Source organism: Geodermatophilus sp. URMC 63 (genome assembly GCF_053502565.1).
The window spans coordinates 3,113,122-3,129,478 of record NZ_CP199956.1 but is presented as its reverse complement, the minus strand read 5'-3'; the positions used below and the strand labels follow the sequence as shown (position 1 = coordinate 3,129,478).

Genomic DNA, 16,357 nt, shown 5'->3' with positions numbered 1-16,357 from the left:
GCGGCCGTCACGAAGGAGGAACCATGCGGTTGCAGCTTTCCCCGGAACTCCAGACGTTCCGGGAGGAGATGCGGACGTTCTTCACCACCCAGGTGCCGCAGGAGATCCGCGACCGGGTCGCCTCCCACCGGGAGCTGACCAAGGAGCACTACGTAGAGAGCCAGCGGATCCTGAACGCCGCCGGGCTGGCCGTGCCGGACTGGCCGGTCGAGTGGGGCGGCCGCGACTGGACGCCGCTGCAGCACCACATCTGGCGCGAGGAGCGGCAACTCGCCGGAGTGCCCGAACCGCTGGCCTTCAACGCCAGCATGATCGGCCCGGTCATCGCCGCCTTCGGCAACCAGGAGCAGAAGGAGCGCTTCCTGGCCAGGACGGCCAACCTCGACATCTGGTGGTGCCAGGGCTTCTCCGAGCCCGACGCCGGCTCCGACCTCGCCTCGCTGCGCACCACCGCCGTCCGCGACGGCGACGACTGGGTGGTCAACGGCCAGAAGACCTGGACCACCCTCGGCCAGCACGCCGACTGGATCTTCTGCCTGGTCCGCACCGACCCGACCGCGGAGAAGAAGCAGCGCGGCATCTCGATGCTGGTCTTCCCGATGGACACCCCCGGCGTCACGCTGCGGCCGATCGAGTTGCTCGACGGCACGTTCGAGGTCAACGAGGTGTTCTTCGAGGACGTCCGCGTCCCCGCCGAGAACCTCGTCGGCGAGGAGAACCAGGGCTGGACGATCGCCAAGTTCCTGCTGGGCAACGAGCGCGTCGGCATCGCCCGCATCGGCACGACGAAGAAGATGCTCGCGCAGGCCAAGGAGTACGCCCGCGAGGTGACCTCCGGCGGTCGGCTGCTGCTCGACGATCCGCGCACCGCTGCCCGCATCGCCGAACTGGAGAACGAGCTGCTCGCCCTGGAGCTGACCGCGCTGCGCGTGGTCGCCAACTCCGCCGACGGCAAGCCGCACCCGGCCTCCTCGGTGCTCAAGCTGCGCGGCTCGGAGCTGCAGCAGGCCGCCACGGAGCTCCTGGTCGACATCGCCGGCCCGCTGTCGATCGCCTCGTTCGCCAGCGAGGAGTCCGAGGTGCCGGAGTGGGCGCGGGCGGTGACCCCGCACTACCTGAACTACCGCAAGGTCTCCATCTACGGCGGCTCGAACGAGGTGCAGCGCACCATCATCGCCGGCTCGATCCTGGGGTTGTGAGACGAGCATGAACTTCGACTACGACAGCGAGCAGATCGACCTCCGGGAAGCGGTGCGCGGCCTGCTGACCCGCGCGTACCCCGACAGCGAGCAGCGCCGCACGGTGGTGGCCAAGGACCCCGGCTTCGACGAGAAGACCTGGGCGCGGCTGGCCGAGATGGGCCTGCTGGGGCTTCCCTTCGCCGAGGAGGACGGCGGCATGGGCGCCGGCCCGATCGAGGTCGCGATCGTCGCCGAGGAGATCGGCCGGGTGCTGGCCCCCGAGCCGTTCGTCGAGGCCGTGGTCCTCGCCGGCGGCCTGGTCGCCGCCGTCGGCACCGCCGAGCAGCGCGCTGAGGTCCTCGGCGGCATCGCCAAGGGGACGACGGTTGCCGTCTTCGCGCACGCCGAGCCCGGCAGCCGCTGGACCGCGTCGGCCGAGCGGGTCACCGCAGGGCGCAGTGGCGAGGGCTGGATGCTGACCGGCGTCAAGGAGCCGGTGCCCAGCGGCGCCCGCGCCGACCTGCTCGTCGTCAGTGCCGTCGTCGACGGCGGGACCGGCTTGTTCCTCGTGCAGGGCGACGCCGACGGGCTGAGCCGCACCGGGTACCGCACGCACGACGGCACCCGCGCCGCGACCGTCCGGTTGCAGGAGACCCCGGCCGTCCTCCTTGGGACCGGCGGCGACGGGACCGCGGCCATCGAGCGAGCGCAGGCCGAGGCACGGATCGCCTACAGCCACGAGGCCAGCGGCGCCATGGACACCGCGCTGCGGACCACCGCCGAGTACCTCAGGACTCGCAAGCAGTTCGGCGTCACCCTCAACAAGTTCCAGGCGCTCACGTTCCGCGCCACGGACATGTACGTGTCCCTGGAACTGGCCCGCAGCACCGCGCTGTGGGCGTCGATGGTGCAGGACGCCGGCGGCGATGTCCTCGCCGCGGCCGACCGGGCCCGGCTGCAGACCAGCCGCGCCGGCCGGCACATCGGCAAGGAGGCCATCCAGCTGCACGGCGGCATCGGTGTGACCGCGGAGTACTCGGTCGGGCACTACACCAGTCGGCTGACCGCGATCGACCACCTCCTCGGCGACGGCGACTGGGCCCTGGGCCGCCTGGTCGGGAGCCTCGCCGGTCACGAGACGGTCGATCCCCTCGGCACCCCCTACGTCTGACCGCGCGGGTGCGCGCGAACGCACGCCTCCCGTCCGGAGCACTCCCCGCTCGTCGCGACGCCTGGCATCCAACCGGCAAGGGGTCCCGAGGACAGCGCCGGGCTCGAGGCAGCCGGATCGCGCGGCCGGGGGCTGACCCGATGCGCGAGCGCTCCCCCGGCCGGACGCGCGGGACCCGTCACACCACCGAGCTCCGGAACGGTCCCCGTGGGGCGCTCACGCGACTCGTCGGGGTACCCCCTCGCTGCCGCCATCACTCCTGTCCTCACGTGGATCAGGAGCCTCCCTGAGACCGGGGCGGGACACCGGGGAGGTGGACGCCCGGCCGGTGTGCTCTGGAGACGTCCCTGTCATGCGACCCGCAGTGCAGCGAATGGGGGTCTCGCTGCTCCGGGCCGCGCGAGCACGACCGGCCGAAGCGAGAGCCGCCCGGTCGTGGCGTCGACTCCCTTCTGGGCTGAGGGGAATGATGACGGCCGTGGGAGGCCCGTCGACGAGGCCGAGGTCGTCTACTGGCGGCGCTGCCCGTTTTGAGCGGCCGGCCTCCCCCCGCCTCACCCCCAGCGCAGAGAGGGACACCATGCCGACGAACGAGGCCGACAAGGCCCAGAGCCACAGCACGAGCGAGAGTGAGAACCCGGCGATCCCCTCGCCGACCGTGCACACCGACCGGCGGCCGCACAGCAACCGGGACTGGTGGCCCAACCAGGTCGACCTGTCGGTGCTGGACAAGCCCTCGCGAGACTCCGACCCGCTGGGCGCCGACTTCGACTACCGCAAGGCGGTCGCCTCGCTCGACGTGGAGGCGGTCAAGCGTGACCTGGTCTCGGTGATGCGCACCTCGCAGGACTGGTGGCCGGCCGACTGGGGGCACTACGGCCCGCTGTTCATCCGCATGTCCTGGCACGCGGCCGGCACCTACCGCATCGCCGACGGCCGCGGCAGCGGCGCCACCGGCGCGCAGCGCTTCGCCCCGCTCAACAGCTGGCCGGACAACGCCAACCTGGACAAGGCCCGCCGCCTGCTGCTGCCGATCAAGCAGAAGTACGGCCGCCGGCTGTCCTGGGCCGACCTGCTGCTGCTGGCCGGCAACGTGGCGCACGACGACATGGGCCTGCAGACCTTCGGGTTCGCCTTCGGCCGGGAGGACACCTGGCAGCCCCCGGAGATCTTCTGGGGCCCGGAGGACACCTGGCTCGGCGACGAGCGCTACGCCGGTGAGGACCCGCTCGACCTGGAGGAGGGCCACCTGGCCGCGGTCACCATGGGCCTGATCTACGTCAACCCCGAAGGCCCGCAGGGCCGGCCGGACCCGGTCGCCTCCGCCCACGACATCCGGGTCACCTTCAGCCGGATGGGGATGACCGATGAGGAGACCGTCGCGCTGATCGCCGGCGGGCACACCTTCGGCAAGACCCACGGCGCCGGCGACCCCGAGCTGGTCGGCCCGGAGCCCGAGGGCTGCCCGGTGCACGGCAACGGCCTGGGCTGGATCAGCCAGCACGGCACCGGCAAAGGCCCCGACACCATCACCAGCGGCCTGGAGGGCGCCTGGACGCCGACCCCGACGACCTGGGACAACACCTACTTCGAGATGCTGTTCAGCTACGACTGGGAGCTCAGCGAGAGCCCGGCCGGCGCCAAGCAGTGGCGGCCGAGCAACCCCGAGGCGCAGGAGCTGGTGCCCGACGCGCACGTCGAGGGCAAGAAGAACCCGCCGATGATGGCCACGACCGACCTCGCGCTGATCGCCGACCCCGGGTTCCGGGCGATCTCCCAGCGCTTCCACCGCGACCCGGAGTACTTCGCCGACCAGTACGCCCGCGCCTGGTTCAAGCTGCTGCACCGCGACATGGGCCCCAGGAGCCGCTACCTCGGCCCCGACGTCCCCGCCGAGGAGCTCATCTGGCAGGACCCGGTCCCCGCCGTCGACCACGAGCTGGTCGGCCAGACGGAGATCGCCGACCTCAAGGGCCGCCTGCTCGCCTCCGGGCTGAGCGTCTCCCAGCTGGTGCACACCGCCTGGTCGGCGGCCGCCTCCTACCGCGGCACCGACAAGCGCGGCGGCGCCAACGGCGCCCGGCTGCGGCTGCAGCCGCAGATCGGCTGGGCGGCCAACGCCGGCGTCGCCGAGGTGCTGCCGGTGCTGGAGCGGGTCAGGGAGGAGTTCCAGTCGCAGACCGGCCGGAGGATCAGCCTCGCCGACCTGATCGTGCTCGGCGGCTCCGCGGCGGTGGAGAAGGCCGCCGCCGACGCCGGCGTGCCGGTCACCGTGCCGTTCTCCCCCGGCCGCACCGACGCCACGCAGGAACAGACCGACGTCGACAACTTCCGCTGGCTCGAGCCGCGCGCCGACGGCTTCCGCAACTGGCTCGCCCCGGGCAGCAAACTGGCACCCGAGACGCTGCTGGTCGACCGCGCCTACCTGCTCGAGCTGACCGCCCGGGAGATGACGGTGCTGGTCGGCGGCCTGCGGGTGCTCGGCGCCACCACCGGCGGCGTGAGCCACGGGGTGTTCACCGACCGGCCCGGCGTGCTGTCCCAGGACTTCTTCTGCAACCTGCTGGACCTGGGCATCTCCTGGCGCAGCTCGGCCGACACCGAGGGCGTCTACGAAGGCCTCGACGCCCAGAGCGCCGTCGTGCGCACCGCGACCGCGGTGGACCTGGTGTTCAACTCGAACTCCATCCTGCGCGGCATCGTCGAGGTCTACTCGGCCGACGACGCGAAGGAGCAGTTCGTGCGCGACTTCACCGCCGCCTGGGTCAAGGTCATGGAGCTCGACCGCTTCGACCTGCGGTAGACGCTCCCCTCCGGACGGCCCGGCCCGCGTCCGCGCGGGCCGGGCCGTCCGCGCGTCCAGCGGGTACGTGCACCGGCAGCCGGACCGGGCACGGGCCGTGACACGCGTGACCAACGCCGTGAGGTGGCTTCACGGCCAGGACGCGGAGCTACGCAGATTCCCGATGAGGAAGCACGCTCTGGCCGACGAATCTCGTCGATACTCGATGCCGGAAGAGGCGTCGGACCGCACGAGCACGTTGAGGACGCAGTAGCCGAACTGGCCGCCCCCGGGTCCGCGGGAGGTCGTCGTCGACGCGGCGAGCTGGCCCTGCGCGAGTCCCAGGCGTAAGGACTCGCCCGACGACCCACCCGTCTGTGCTCGGTGCACGACCTTCGGTGTGCCGCTGTGAACAGCGCTTACCGGTTCCGCTTCCTGAAGATGCCGGTCGAGCCGATGCGGGTGCAGCCGAGCCGCACCAAGCGTCCTCCCAGCGCAAACAGCTGATCGAGGGTCGGTGGGGGGTCGTTCACATCCTTCGGCATGGACCCCAACGCCAAGCTACGGCCGCTCCTGGCGTCATTTCGGTGGTGCCGATGCCGACGAGCTCTTGACGCCCGGCCACGCCGGCGACTACCTGCGCACTGGCGAGCGCTTCATCCGCCGTCTCATCGCCGGCAGCCGCAACCCCTACGTCAAGCGTGGCAGGAATGTCCGACTACAGCGGTCGGCTCTGGATGCATTCATCCCATCCGGCCGGGTTCCCGCGGACACCGACGGCACCAGACTGACCATCGCCGGGCTCGGCCTGAGGCGCACTGCCCTTCGAGGACCTCGAGCGTGCGACGGCCGGACTGCGCGTGCAGCTTCGCCGGGAGGAGCTGGCGCCGGAGGGTCCGCGGTGCTTCCAGCCCTGGTCGGCGATGCAGTGACCTGGAAGTGGTGAGACGCCCCTGTGATTTCCTGAGGCCATCCCGAACGGTTTGTGACAGGCCCCTGCCCTGCGGTTCCCGCTGCCATGCTGACAGGATTCGAAGGTGCGGCCCCTTGACCTCCGGGCCTGCGCAGCACATCCACCGCGGTTCAGGGAGTGCATGTGCGCAGCGCATCCGGCATACGGAACGAGCGCGGATTGCTCCGGCACGCCATCGGACAGGAGCAATGGTGGTCAAGATGGTGGTCAAGATGATGGTCAAGATGGTGGTCAGCAGCACCACACTCGCGGCGACTCGGGCGACCACCAGGAAGCCCACGCTTCACCTGCGGCGAGCAGCACGAACAAGAGGAAGCCGCGCCCGTCGGCGGCCGTGTGGAGTTCGGTGGCCGGTCATCGGCAGGAGCGGCCGATCGCCTCACCGTCGACCGAGGACGTGCGCATGATCGAGCTGGCACGGGTCGAGGCAGCGTGCTGCGCCTCCTCACCACTCCGGCCACAGATGCACCGCCACCCGCCGAACCCACCCGCTCCACGACTACCTGGGGAACAGGTGCCCGTGCGCACCTGCGACTGCTGGGGCTCCGGTGGTGTCGGTCAGCTCCGATCGCTGTGTCTCACTGGTGCGGGGGCCGCGGGGCGGGCCAGACTGCCCGCATGACCGCGCTCGCCGTCGCCCAGGGTTGCGCCGGGCGCGGGGTCCGGGACATGGCGAGGCGGAGATCCTCGTCGTCCACGATCAGCGCGTCGCGCCAGACAGGGGCCTCGTCGAGCGTCTCGGCAAGGAGGAAGTCCCGGATCGGCCGAAGCGCGGTGCTGTCGGGGTCCATGAGCAGCAGGTGACCCTCGCCTCGGGGGATGAGGACGCGCGCGTTGGGCAGGCGGCGGCCGAGCAGCACGGCGTTGGCGGCCGGCATGAGTGGGTCGTCGTCGCCGGTGACGACGAGCACTGGATGGTGGATGCGGTGCAACAGGGGCAGCCCCGACCACTGGGATGCGCTGAGGACCTGCCCGAGGTAGCCGCGCGTGCTGGGCGGCTGGCGGCGGCGTAGCTGTCCGTGCTGCGCCACCCAGTCGGCATCGAACCGGGCGCGCCCTCCGGCGAGGCCACCGATGGTGCGACGGTAGAAGGCCGGGGACCAGTAGCGCAGCGGCGTGGCGAGGTTGAGCAGCGGACCCAGCTGGCCGGGTACGCCGCCCCACAGACCGCACGACGTCCCGACCAACACCAGACGGCGGACGCGGTCCGGCGCAGAGGCGGCGAGTTGCTGGGTGACCAGTCCGCCCATCGAGTATCCGAGGACGTCGACCTGATCGACACGTGCGGAGTCGAGCACCTCCCGGGCGAGCCGGGCGAGCGCCGGGATCGTCACCGGGTAGCGCGGGGCGGGCGAGCGTCCCACTCCCGGGGCGTCGAACTCGATGAGGCGGCGTCCCGGCAGCGCCTGCTCCAGGTGCTGCCACATCTCGGTATGCGCACCGAGTCCGTTGATGAGCAGGACCGGCGGCCCCTCCCCCACTTCCCGCACGTGCAGGCGCACCCGGCCGACGCGCAGCGTGCGCTCGACTGCCGCGCTCATACGACAGCCTGGTCGATACCGCCGGTCGCCCACTCACGGACGCCGGACCGGTGGTCCTGAACAGGACAACAGCGCGCTTCACCAGTCACAGGACGTCCCCTCCACTCAGATCCTCCAGGTCGAAGGCCATCCGCCGCGGCTCCCACGCGAGGGGGGCACATCCGCGTCCCCGACCTGCGACCCGCTGGGAGGACGGTCGATGCGGACGGGGTCTGGTCCCAGGTCGACGAGCAGCGATGAGAACGCATGGCACCTCCGCGAGTACTGGATCAGCGATCGACATACCCATCGATGCGGCCCGTCCACCGTGGCCGGGTTCCCGCGCGCGGCTTTCGGCCAGCCGGATCCGGGCAGTGCCGTCGGACCGCCGGCACGAGACGGAACCGCGGAACTGCTTCCAGAGACCAGGGCATCGAGCGGCGATCGGCGGTCGATCAACGGGCGACAGCGGCACGCCCTACGGGACCGGCAGACTGCTGCCGACGATGCCACGGCCCGACCGTCCGGATCCGTCGTCATGTGCCCGCCGACGAGTCCCGGCCAGTTCCCGGGTCCAGCAGCCGTGAAGGGGTGCTCACGGCCGACGTGGGACGAGTGCTCTGGGCGCTGACGGCTGACATCGACGTGCATGCGGGGCACGGCGGACGCCCCGGGCAGCCGGGGACGAGCCAGGTTCAGCTGACACACGACGACACCGACGCCGGAACACCGTCAGCGGGCCGCGGCGATCGCGAGCCACGGCCGGAGCGCCTCCTGCGACAGCAGGCGCCCGACTCGACGTGACTGCTCCTGCGCCTGGAGGTACGCAGGGTGCGTTCCGTGCCGCCGCGCCACCTCGGCGTCAACGGCGTCTGCCCGAGCGGTCCACTCGGTGGGGCTGTCCCCGAGATGCGCGTCGGTGGACTCCGTGAGCTCGAAGCCCGCGTCCCCGAGCAACCGACGTGTCTCTTCCTCGGACGGGAACTCGTTCCCCTCTGGCAGCGGCGGCGCCAGCTCTCGATCGGCCACGAACACCAGCAGGCCGAGCCGTCCGTCAGCCGAGAGGACGCGGCGCAGCTCGGACAGGAGCCCGGCTTTGTCCGACGTCGTGCACAGGACGCCGAGGCACCACGCCGCGTCGAAGGAGGCGTCGGCGAGGGGCAGTTGCTGCGCCACCGACGCCACGGAGGGCAGCCCGAACAGCCGGTGGCTCGCGCGCGCGGCAGCGACCATCGGCTCCGCGCAGACCGGCCGTAGCCCGTGCTCCGCCGCCAGCCACCCTGCCGGGCCCCCCACGCCGGCGCCCGAGTCGAGGAACCGGACTCCCGGCCGCGGGTCGAGCCGGTCGGCCAGCCACCGGAGGGCACCGTTGCTGCCGCTCCCTCGACACCCGGCGGGGACTGCGTACTCCGGGCCGAGCGCGCGCACGGCCTCCTCGGTCCAGGCGGCGACGGTGCCGAACTCCGCCTCCATCGCCTCGCTCTCGAGTGACGTCATGCCGCCTCCCGCACCCGCGTGGCGACCTCGGCCTTGACCAGGGCACCGTCGTCCTCGCCTCGTCCCGAGCCCAGCCCGGACAGGTTGACCCCGGCGACGCCGGGGATGGCCAGGAGCGCACGGGCCTCGGTCACCGCTGCCGCTATCCCGGCGGCCCGCGGATCGGCTGCAGCGAGGACCTGCTCCACAACGCCGTCGTCCATGTGCAGGCCGGGGAAGCGCTGGAGGACGCGTGCCGACCGCTCGTCGGTGTAGACCGCGACGCCGGCGACGAACGGCAGCGTCGCCCCGGCGGCCCGTGCCTCGCGGATGAACGCCTCGACGCGTACGGGGCTGCTCACGTGGTTCAGCACGCACAGGTGGGCCCCGGCCCGCTGCTTCTCGACCACTCGGGCGGGGCGCAGGTCCGTCGGCGGGGCCTCCGGCGACTCCGGGACGGCGACGGTCAGCCCCGTCTCCGCCGCCAGCGCGGCGAGACGAACGCCGTCGAGATCGAACACCTGCGTGGCCCCTGGCCGCGCGCTCGATCCCCGGGCATCACCGGTGACGCAGAGGACGCCGTCCACGCCTGCCGCCGCGAGGCCCGCGAGTTCCTGCTCGAGGACCACGCGGTTGCGGTCGCGGCAGGCCAGCGTCGTCCAGACTCGGCCGCCGGCCGACATGACCTCCGCCGCGAAGGCGGTCGGCGGGAGGTCCGGACGGTTCGCGTGCTCACCGACGAGCAGTCCGTCGGACACCGGCGCAAGGACCCCCACCACGCGACGTACGGAGGCAGGGTCGAACGGACGCACCGAGAGGTCCGTGAGCAGGACGGGTGCATGCCTGCCTCCGTCCCGAGGTGCCGATGGCATGTCCTGCCGTCCGTGCGGATGAGGCCAGCGGACGAGCGGTTCGTCCAGGAAGACACAACGCCTCTCGGCGACCTCACACCCACCGTCGTCACGGACTCCGCCACACGGGCCGAACACCATCCGCTTCGGGCAGTCCATCCGGGTGACGTCGGACACGCTCTGCACGTCCGGCAGCCTGCCCTCCTCGCCGAGCCCCAAACGCCGAGCACATCCCGCACGCTGCCATCGCGCCGTCCATCGCGAAGCCGATCTCTCAGAGCGTGTCCGAGAACTGCGGTCAGCGGGCCAGTCTGCGGGACATGGTCATGATCATGGCGATGGTGACCATGGCCTCGCTGGTGTCGATGCGTCGCTCGTAGTCGCGGACGCAGCGGCGGTGTTTGCTGATCCAGGCCAAGGTGCGCTCGACCACCCAGCGCCGGTGCAGCACGCGGAAGCCGACCTGGTCATCGGCGCGGCGCACGACCGCCACGGTCAGCGCCCAGACCTGGGCGGCGTAGGTGACCAGGCGCCCGGCGTAGCCGGCATCGGCCCACACCCACGAGATGGTCGAGTACTTCTCGCGCAGTCGGGCCAGCAGGTGCACCCCACCGTCGCGGTCCTGGATGCCGGCGACGGTGACCAGCACCGCCAGCAGCCAGCCGTTGGAATCCACCGCAATGTGCCGTTTGCGGCCGTTGACGCGCTTACCGGCGTCATACCCGCGGCTGGCCGCGGCGACGGTGTCAGCGGCGCGCACCGACTGGGAGTCGATGATCGCCGCGGTCGGCAGCGGCTTTCTGCCCTGGCGCACCCGCAGCAGGTCCACCAACACGTCGTGGATGCGCTGCCAGACCCCGGTGCGCACCCACCGGGTGAAGATCGTCCACACCGTTGACGGCGGCGGGAACTCCCGGGGCAGCTCCCGCCACGGGATGCCGCCGTGCACCAGGTAGAAGATCGCGTCGCACACCAGGCGGCGGTCGTGCTTCTCCGGGCGCCCGCCGCGTCCGGAGGTGTTGCCCGCCGGTGGCAGCAGAGGTGCGATCACCGCCCACTGGGCGTCGGTGGTCGCCGAGGCGGGATAGATCTCACCGCGGCTGAGCTGACCGCGACGACCACGGTCGTTGCCGCGGTGAGCCGGGCAGGACGAGCAGACGCAAGCCAGGGAAGATGGCACGCGGACTCCTGGTAGGGCAGTGGCCTAGACACCTACCGGCCTACCAGGAGTTCCTCACATCAGCCGCTCAAGCCCGAGTTCTCGGACACGCTCTCAGGTCGGTCGTCGGAGATCACCATGCCAGCTCCATCCGTTGTCCGATCCGTCCTCGTCCTGGCCTCAGACCGGCAGCTCTCCGGCCGGAAGGCCGAGGACCGCTGCAAGGCACCTGCTGACGGAAATCCCGGGACGGGACCGACCGGTCTCCCAGTCGAGGACGGTGCGAGTAGGCGAGGACGGCCGCCGTGCTGATCGCGCTGTGCTCGGTCAAGGGCGCCCCGGCGTGACCACCGCCGCGCTGGCCTTGACGCTGGCCTGGCCACACGCCGCGGTGCTGGCCGGGCTGGACCCGGCCGGTGGCGACGTGCTGGCCGGCTACGGCCGGGCCCGCTTGTCCGCCGGCGGGCTGGCGGAGCTGCAGCTGGACACCATGAGGCGGGCGCGGCTGCCCGGGCTGTCCGATGCGACCGCCGCCCGGCACGTGTACTGGGAGCGACTGGCGACTGTGCTGGCGTCACTGGAGGACAAGGCCGTCGATGTGCTTGCGGACTGCGGCGGCTGCGGGCCGAGCACTTCCCGGCCGCGGTGGTCCGCCGGGCGGCCGCCGTGGTGGTGGTGACCGGGTCGACGCTGCGGGCGGTGCGCGCGAGCGCGCAGGCGGTCGCCGAACTCCGCGACGAGGGGACGGGGCTGGGCCCGGGGCCGTCGATCTGGTGGAGGCGCAGGTGTCAGCCGATCTGGCGCTGGATCCCATCCCCTACGGCGACCGCGACCAGGTGATCGGTATGGTCGCCGCCACAACTCTGGCGCCGGGATCCCTGCTCACCCGCGAGGCGATGACCGCGCAGCCGCTGCCGCCGCCCGGTGAGCAGCTGGTCGGCGTGGGGGTGTCGGCGGTCCAGCTGCCGGCGACGCCACTGCGGCCCGGCAACGACGTGCTGCTGGTCCCGGTGGCCGGCAGCGGCGGGACGGGAACGGCAGGAACGGCGGGCGTTGTGCTGGCTGGGCTCGCGGCCGCGGGCCACGCGTACGACGTCCTCGCGGAACTCCCTGGGGTAGGGCATGGGCACCCTGTGCAGCCTCCCAGCTGCGCCTCTCGGCACCACAGCTCAGATGTCACCTACTCGTGCAGCAGTCCCAGACGATCGGTCGAGTCCCGACTCACTCGGTTTCCCTACTTACGCGGTGATGCCTCGATGATGGCTCGGATCGTCGCCCGGCACCGGCCACAGACCGAGCCAGCCCCGCAGGCGTCCGCGACCTGCTTCGACGTATGAGCTCCGTCCTCGACCGCCTGCGAGACGCGCGCACTCGTCATGCCCGTGCACAGACAGACGTACATCAGCCCCGGTCCCGCGCCGGTTCGAAGACGTGCACCAGTCTGCCGACGAACACCGGTGGATAGACACCCACTCCTACACCCCGGACCCACTGGCGAAGCGCGTCGCCCTCTCGCAGCCATCGAGCAGCATGCTGCTTGGTGTCGACTTCTTGGAGGATCATCATCTCTTGTGGGTCGTCCAGTGCCTGGTAGAGCCACACCCTGTGCACTCCCGAAGCGCGGAACTCGTCAGCGTCGCCATGGATCTGGTCGACCAGGGATTCGACGTCATGGACGGGGGCGACAGCCGCGACGATGACTCCTGCTGGGTACGCGAGGACCTCTTTGGGCACGGCCCGGGTCATGCCGGCGCTATCGAGTGCGAACGTCTCCAATGCGACACCAGCGAAGATCGGCGGAATCTCCTCGACCCCGGCCGCGTCGAACCACTCGAGGAGCACGCCGGACCGCAACACCTCGTCGACGGGCTCGCGGTGGTGAAACCCGATCGTCACGAACAATCGCGTCGGATCGTCTAGGGCCTGGCGAACCAACAGGCGCCGAACGCCCAACTGTCCGAGCGCCTCCCGGTCGCCGCGGACCTTCACCCACCATTCCTGCGGGTCCGCGACACGGTAGTCAGCCGCCAGCATGTGCGTGGCTACCCGATCCTCTGCCAACACCTGGCTCCCTCCACGCAGCACGCGCGCCACAACGAGCCCTCGTCCCGCCCCGGATTCTGTGGAGGCTCGGAACTGACGCGGCGACGGTAGCCGTCGCTGGGTTCTGCCGGTAGACGAGGTCTTCGTGCTCGGCCGGTGGAACGAGGCCGATCTCGCCGTGCACGCGTCGGCGGTCGAACAGTCGATGTACTCGGCGACGGACATCTCGAGTCGTCGATGCCCTTCGCGCGCCCTTGTCGCGGACCAGTTCGGCCTTGAAGAGAGCTCTGAACGCCTCGGTCAGGGCGTCATACGTGTCGCAGGCGAGCAGACGTAGGCGACCGCACCGGCGTCGGGCAGGCGCTGGATGACGGCAAGCGAGGTACTTGAACGCCCTTGTCCGAGGTGGTGGATGCGCCCGCCGACATCCTGGCCCGCGCGGCGGCGGGTCCAAGGGCCCATCTCCAGCGCGTCGAGCGCCAGGTCGGTGCACAAAGACTTCGACGGCTGCGGGCGATCACCGCCGGGGTCGCCGCGTCGCTGATCGACCGCGCCGAGGGCTGCCGGCTCCGGTGCGCGTAACCCGTGCTCGGGGCGATCTTCGCGCCGGCCTCGGTGAGAACTGCGCGGATCGGCTCGATCCCGTGCTCCTGCTTGTACTGGACGATGCAGGCGACGATCAGCGGGAGAGGCGGTCGAGCTCCGCCGCGAAGAGAGCCGACGCGCTCTTCAAGATTCCGTTTGCCCGGTGCAGCTCCCGTTTCTCGCGCTCCAGTTCTGCCAGCCGGGTGGCGTCATCGGTCGTGGCGCCCGGCAGTGGCCCTCAATATCTCGTCCAGACCACCCAGTTCGCGCAGCGTCTCCTGGTTGATGCCCGGCTGCTCCGATCCGCTTCACAGCCCCGGTTCCGGTCGCCGGGCCACGCCGAGCATCGACCGCCAGCTGTCCGGGGCGGACAACTTGACAATCCTCATGACAGTCGGGTTCCATCCACGGGTGGCTGGTGATCCGGACGTCCTCAAGCTCCTGAACGAACAGCTCACCAGCGAGCTCACAGCGATCAACCAGTACTTCCTGCACTCCAAGATGCAGGACAGTTGGGGCCTCACTGAACTCGCCAAGCACACGCGGGCTGAGTCATTCGAGGAGATGGAACACGCGGAGCTGCTCACGGACCGGATCCTGCTGCTCGATGGGCTGCCCAATTACCAACGACTGTTCTCCCTGAGCGTTGGTCAGACGCTGAAGGAGATGTTCGAGAGCGACCTCGCGATCGAGATAGCGGTGGTCGAACGACTCAAGCCGGGGATCGTGATGTGCCGGGAGAGGCAGGACTCCACGAGCGCGGCCCTGCTCGAGCGGATCATGGCCGACGAAGAACACCACGTGGACTACCTCAAGACCCAGTTGGACTTGATCGAGAAGATGGGCGAGCCGCTCTACTACGCCCAGTGTGTCTCGGCGCCTCCAACGTGACCCCTCCCGGCGGATCGCCTCGTTGTTCTCTTCGCCGGGCACGCGGTACCGCTCCGCTGTGAACACCTCGATGGCACAGATGCCCCGATGGACCTGCCGGGTCGCCTGAGGCAGCCCGGCTCGTGGCTCGCTTCCCGCGGGCAGTGAGCTCGTCCGGTGACGTGTATCTGCGGGTTGACGTGCAGCACAATGCCGGATCGGGTGGTGAGCGGGCCCGTTACCAGTCGTCCGGATGACGGTGCCGGCGGCTGGGTCAGCCGCTGCCCTCCTGATCGGGGTCGAGGCAGAGGATCTTCGTCGGCGAGTCGACGCCCAGGGCGGCCAGCGCGGCGCCGGCGCCGGAGTGGGGGTGCTGGTCTGAGTGAAGCTGCCGCTGGGACAGGCGAGACGCCGGTCCTGGAGGTCCTCGCGCACGCTCGCTCAGCTGCGCCACGTCCTGGTCAGGTACTTGCCGTCCAGCTTGGCCTCGGCGGCGACCTTGGCCTTGTCCACGCAGAGCAGCCCGCCCGGGCCCGGCGCAGGTAGCGGTGCGGGCCGGGCATCCTCGTTCGGAGAGGGCGGCAGTGCCCGCGATCAGCTCCTCCAGCCTGCCGACCATGACCGGGCGCAGCGCGGCGTCGCGGTCGGCCGTCTCGGGGGCGAAGCAGGCGATGAACCGCTCGTCGTCGGCGATCATCACCTCTTCGACCTACAGGTCGACGGTCACCTGCCGGTAGCGCCGGGTCGGGCCAGCGCCGCGGCCGCGTCGGCCGACCCGAGCGGAGCCGATCGCCGAGAACGTAGCCGGGCCCGTCGGCGCGCAGGTCGCGGCGGTTGACCGCCGAGGTCGACCCGCGGTCGCCGACCCGCGCGTTCGCCGAGGTCCACTCCCGCAGTTCGGCCTCGGCGTTGCGGATCAGCGAGGACTCGGCGGTGCTGCCCGCCCTGTCGGACGGCGACGGCCAGTGCCGCGGCCGCCTCGCGATAGCAGTTCCCCGGAACTCGTCCGGACACATCACACGCGCATGAGGCATTCCTCGCTCTGGCGCACCCCAGCAGACAGCCCGGCGGCACTCGAGGCCCGATACGGCCGGAGCCCGCCGCCGTCGGATGCTGCCGTCCGGATCAGCCGGCGTTCTCGCGAGATCCGGCGGACAGACTCCTGAGAACGTGCTCCTGGTCCCGCACCCACGCATCCACGAGAGCCGGCGCATCGTCCATGGCAGGCGTCAGGAAGGACATGCCCTTGGTCGGAACGGAGGCACCCAGCTCGACGAGGAGCGGTCGGAGCGTGAAGTCCACGCTGAGACTGTGCGCCGGATCCGCCACGGTCATGAGCGGGACAGCAGTCACGCCGGTGAGACCGCCCGTCTGGTAGCGATCGAGGAACGCCTTCAACAGACCGGTGTAACTGGCCTTGTACGTCGGCGACGCGACGATCAGGATGCCGGCCGACGCCACGTCGGCGGACAGCTGAGCAAGCTCGTCGTCGGGCCAGTGGAACAACCGGTCGGCGTGCTCGCACAGATCCACGGTGCGGTCGTGCGACGCCCCGGTCAGTTCCGCCACCCGGCCGGCCAGCAGCTCACCGACGGCCAACGTCCTCGATCGTGGCTTCGGATTGCCCACCAACACGATGATCCGCAGGGGACCCCCGCTCACGTCGCCCCCTCGAGTCCCCGTGTCGCCCGCAGCCCGCGGGGCGCACCCATGCTCGAGGCTGGACCGCAGGGAGCCCAGCGCCGA

13 protein-coding genes, 1 pseudogene and 1 other annotated feature are annotated in these 16,357 nt (G+C 71.0%); of the genes and pseudogenes, 6 read left to right on the top strand and 8 right to left on the bottom strand.

Annotation, left to right across the window (positions count from 1 at the left end; all coding sequences use genetic code 11):
• The first annotated feature begins 23 nt into the window (after positions 1-23).
• From ACWIZO_RS15420 to katG, 3 genes are all read left to right on the top strand, one after another.
• A complete protein-coding gene (locus ACWIZO_RS15420) occupies positions 24-1,199 on the top strand; it encodes an acyl-CoA dehydrogenase family protein (protein ID WP_448638527.1) in 1,176 nt (391 codons plus the stop codon).
• A gap of 7 nt (positions 1,200-1,206) precedes the next feature.
• Entirely contained in the window at positions 1,207-2,352 is a 1,146-nt protein-coding gene (locus tag ACWIZO_RS15415; RefSeq protein WP_448638526.1) for an acyl-CoA dehydrogenase family protein, read from the top strand.
• 580 nt (positions 2,353-2,932) lie between these two features.
• Positions 2,933-5,155, top strand: a complete 2,223-nt coding sequence (gene katG, locus ACWIZO_RS15410; RefSeq protein ID WP_448638525.1) for a catalase/peroxidase HPI — start codon at positions 2,933-2,935, stop codon at positions 5,153-5,155.
• A gap of 1,530 nt (positions 5,156-6,685) precedes the next feature.
• On the opposite strand, the gene ACWIZO_RS15405 is transcribed toward katG, so the two are convergent.
• The 5 genes and pseudogenes from ACWIZO_RS15405 to ACWIZO_RS15385 all read right to left on the bottom strand — a co-directional run bounded on the left by ACWIZO_RS15405 (position 6,686) and on the right by ACWIZO_RS15385 (position 11,134).
• Positions 6,686-7,609 (bottom strand): alpha/beta fold hydrolase, encoded by a 924-nt coding sequence (locus ACWIZO_RS15405; protein ID WP_448638524.1) that lies wholly within the window; start codon positions 7,607-7,609, stop codon positions 6,686-6,688.
• A 750-nt stretch (positions 7,610-8,359) separates the two neighbouring features.
• Positions 8,360-9,124 carry a class I SAM-dependent methyltransferase gene (locus ACWIZO_RS15400; protein WP_448638523.1) on the bottom strand — a complete coding sequence of 255 codons (765 nt, stop codon included), beginning with the start codon at positions 9,122-9,124 and terminating at the stop codon, positions 8,360-8,362.
• Positions 9,121-9,861: a methylenetetrahydrofolate reductase gene (locus tag ACWIZO_RS15395; RefSeq protein WP_448643010.1), complete on the bottom strand. Its 741-nt coding sequence runs from the start codon at positions 9,859-9,861 to the stop codon at positions 9,121-9,123. Before ACWIZO_RS15395 ends, ACWIZO_RS15400 begins: the two co-directional genes overlap by 4 nt.
• A 174-nt stretch (positions 9,862-10,035) precedes the next feature.
• Positions 10,036-10,113: pseudogene (locus ACWIZO_RS15390) on the bottom strand (methylenetetrahydrofolate reductase C-terminal domain-containing protein); the annotation flags it as partial.
• A 139-nt stretch (positions 10,114-10,252) separates the two neighbouring features.
• Complete coding sequence (locus ACWIZO_RS15385) at positions 10,253-11,134, bottom strand: IS5 family transposase (protein ID WP_448638522.1); 882 nt, start codon at positions 11,132-11,134, stop codon at positions 10,253-10,255.
• A 322-nt stretch (positions 11,135-11,456) separates the two neighbouring features.
• Here ACWIZO_RS15385 and ACWIZO_RS15380 point away from each other — a divergent pair, with 322 nt between their 5' ends.
• Together ACWIZO_RS15380 and ACWIZO_RS15375 are read left to right on the top strand one after the other, a co-directional pair.
• Positions 11,457-11,792 carry a hypothetical protein gene (locus ACWIZO_RS15380; protein WP_448638521.1) on the top strand — a complete coding sequence of 112 codons (336 nt, stop codon included), beginning with the start codon at positions 11,457-11,459 and terminating at the stop codon, positions 11,790-11,792.
• Positions 11,793-11,886: 94 nt separating this feature from the next.
• Positions 11,887-12,450, top strand: a complete 564-nt coding sequence (locus ACWIZO_RS15375; RefSeq protein WP_448643009.1) for a hypothetical protein — start codon at positions 11,887-11,889, stop codon at positions 12,448-12,450.
• Here the strand turns inward: ACWIZO_RS15375 and ACWIZO_RS15370 are convergent.
• Both ACWIZO_RS15370 and ACWIZO_RS15365 read right to left on the bottom strand, forming a co-directional pair.
• Positions 12,348-12,605, bottom strand: a complete 258-nt coding sequence (locus ACWIZO_RS15370; RefSeq protein ID WP_448638520.1) for a (2Fe-2S)-binding protein — start codon at positions 12,603-12,605, stop codon at positions 12,348-12,350. The genes ACWIZO_RS15375 and ACWIZO_RS15370 overlap by 103 nt on opposite strands.
• The gene (locus ACWIZO_RS15365) at positions 12,515-13,177 is read right to left on the bottom strand and encodes a hypothetical protein (protein ID WP_448638519.1); all 663 of its coding nucleotides are present in this window, start codon (positions 13,175-13,177) and stop codon (positions 12,515-12,517) included. The genes ACWIZO_RS15370 and ACWIZO_RS15365 overlap by 91 nt, the downstream gene beginning before the upstream one ends.
• Before the next feature lie 569 nt (positions 13,178-13,746).
• Positions 13,747-13,875, bottom strand: a sequence feature (AL1L pseudoknot).
• A 151-nt stretch (positions 13,876-14,026) separates the two neighbouring features.
• Between ACWIZO_RS15365 and bfr the strand changes: the two genes are divergently transcribed.
• A complete protein-coding gene (gene bfr / locus ACWIZO_RS15360; RefSeq protein ID WP_448638518.1) occupies positions 14,027-14,632 on the top strand; it encodes a bacterioferritin in 606 nt (201 codons plus the stop codon).
• 1,104 nt (positions 14,633-15,736) lie between these two features.
• Here bfr and ACWIZO_RS15355 read toward each other — a convergent pair.
• Positions 15,737-16,273, bottom strand: coding sequence for an NADPH-dependent FMN reductase (locus tag ACWIZO_RS15355; protein ID WP_448638517.1), 537 nt, complete (start codon positions 16,271-16,273; stop codon positions 15,737-15,739).
• Between the last annotated feature and the right edge of the window lie 84 nt (positions 16,274-16,357).